Origin of the sequence: Merdimonas faecis, assembly GCF_001754075.1 — a bacterium.
Classification (GTDB): domain Bacteria; phylum Bacillota; class Clostridia; order Lachnospirales; family Lachnospiraceae; genus Merdimonas; species Merdimonas faecis.
This window is the reverse complement of the sequence record NZ_MIEH01000024.1, coordinates 1-2,514: the sequence shown is the minus strand read 5'-3', so window position 1 is coordinate 2,514 and position 2,514 is coordinate 1. Positions and strand designations below refer to the sequence as shown.

The following is a 2,514-nucleotide window of genomic DNA, read 5'->3' as shown; positions in this document are numbered from 1 at the left end:
TAAAGTTCATAAGGTAGGAAACGCCACGCCATACTTCCTTTCGTCCGTGGTCTTGGCGTAACCCCCTCCAGAACCGTGCTTACACCTCTCGATGTACACGGCTCGCCATCTTTCATAGTTTAAGTGATTTTGTCTTTGCTTCTTCGTAGCATTTCGGGCAGAGAGCCAATGACTTCCGCCTTTTCAGTAACATCAGTTCATCAAATTCATTATCAGCGTTCAAATCTTTTAAGCGCTTTACATGGTGCATATACACTTTCACGGGGTTTGCTCCGCACATCTCGCATTGTCCGCTTTTTAAACGTCCTGCAAGACTATTCGGTTTTATCTGCCCTCTGTATTTCGGCATAATGTCTACAAATTCAGGTGCGATATTGTTATTACGCCTAAATCCTTCATTGTAAAACTCACACCGCTTTGTTCCACTCTTGGTTTTGTAATCTGCGCCAAAGTCGCCCTTTACGCTACGGTATTTCTTATACATCTTCATAACAGAAGAATTATATTTTGCCGCCAACGTCTTTAAACAGCTTCCACGCATGATAGAATGAAATTTCCCCAGATTGCATACATTGATTGCTAACCTGTAATAATTGTACAATCCTCTGATTTCAGAATTATATTTACTGATGATTGCCACATCGTCTAATGGCATAAGCGCCCCTCTGTGGAGTGGCTTCCAAATCTCTTTGCCGTTTTCGTCTTTTTTGATTTTAAACGCACCGTATTCGTGCAGTTTCGCAATCCATTTTTCTTTCGGCATATATAACTGCACTTTTCCATACCACACCCGTTGCAGACCTTTTTTCGTCCGCTTTGTGTCCTGACTTCTTGATATTCTTATGTCGTATCCAAGATACCGCACCTTTTCAGAGGAATGGGTAACGTGAGTTTTCTCCTCCGACATTGTGAGATTTAGCTTGTCTTTTAGAAATATCTTTACCTGTTCCTTGATATTTTCAGCATCCTGCTTTGAACCTGTTATTGAAATCAGGAAATCGTCAGCGTAACGGTTGTATTGAAGTCTTTTGTAATTCTCATCCATCTCGTCTAAATGTGGTGTGGACAACATCACTTTCCTTGCTTCTTTAAATGCTGCTAGGTTTGCTTCTGTGCGCTCTATTTCCAGATTTTTCTGCGCTTTCCGATAAGCCCAGCGTACCTTATCATGGTCTTTGTGGACTTTACGGCTTCTTGTATCGCCTTTGTCAAAACTCTTTTTCATCCTTGCCATGAACTCATCAAGTTCATTCAGATAGATGTTGGCAAGTATCGGACTGACACCGGAGCCTTGTGGACTGCCGGAGTACGTTTCATGGTATGTCCACTGTTCCATATATCCTGCCCTTAGAAACTTCCACATCAGCGATATGAACGCTTCATCTTTTATGCGCTTTCTCAAAAGCTGTATTGTGATATGGTGGTCGAAGCTGTCAAAACAAGCCTTAATGTCTCCTTCGATTATCCACTTTGCACCAGTGAACAGCGTTACGATTTCTTTTAACGCTGTGTGGCAACTTCTTTTCGGTCTGAAACCATGTGAATTATCAGAGAATGTCGGCTCATAGATTGCTTCAAGTATCATACGGACAACTTCCTGTAACAGTTTATCGTCCGTTGACGGAATCCCCAATGGGCGCTTTTTACTGCTGTTTTTCTTCGCAATATAAACACGCCTTGCAGGGTTCGGCTGGTATGAGTGGTCTCTCAGCTTCTGAATGAGCTTTTCAATGCGCTCCATGCTCATACCGTCAAGAGTGAATCCGTCTGCACCTGCCGTCATGCTCCCCTGAGAGGTCGCAATATTCTGGTATGCAAGCAGATAGAACTCTGGGTTGTACAGGTTACGGTATAATCTCTCGTACCTGTACTCTTTGTTTTTTGCTTTTTCACTTAAACTTTTCAATACATTTTCGGGACTTCTCATAATGCCTCACGCACCTTTCCTTATTATTTGTATTGAAGAAAGACTGTCTCCCTTCGCCATGTGGACGGCTTTCCCGTCCTCGGACTACTACGGAGACTCTGTTGCCATAGTAAATATTCAGAGTCACTTTTCTCATAGCACTCATAGCCGATTTTCGGCATTTTACCTTAGGCAATCCCCGTTTAGAACTGTAATAACATAAGCCTGTTATGATTTCGGATGTGACGTTCGTCGTTTTCCATTATCCTATGGCTGATTTACTCTGGGTATCTTGTGGATACGCATGGCCGACTCATATCCACCAGAGTACATGCGAGTATAACTTCCTTACGCATGGAGCAACATTTTGCCCAATCTCCGACTGTCATTCAGGCAGTTTAGCTTTCATCCTTATTCATAACTTTTCGCCACTACCACGCAAACACTTTGGAAGTTTCCGTGTTTCGTGCCCTCCGACATGCTACACTCCCCATCGGGTTTCCCCTTTTGGATAAGTCGGGTGACGATAGGGTGCGGATTATTCCGCTTTGATACCTTGCCCTATTACTTGCTCAAGGTAAGATTATTACAGCCCCTTACGGGCGCAC

The 2,514-nt window shown here is 43.2% G+C and carries 1 protein-coding gene; it reads right to left on the bottom strand.

Going from position 1 to position 2,514, the window contains the following annotated elements; all coding sequences use genetic code 11:
- Positions 1 to 112: 112 nt before the first annotated feature.
- Positions 113 to 1,927, bottom strand: coding sequence for a reverse transcriptase/maturase family protein (locus BKD12_RS13590; RefSeq protein WP_002576337.1), 1,815 nt, complete (start codon positions 1,925 to 1,927; stop codon positions 113 to 115).
- Positions 1,928 to 2,514: the final 587 nt, after the last annotated feature.

Bases quoted from the DNA above. Each gene is read 5' to 3' on its own strand.
- BKD12_RS13590 (WP_002576337.1), bottom strand. From the start codon at position 1,927: ATGAGAAGTCCCGAAAATGTATTGAAAAGTTTAAGTGAAAAAGCAAAA.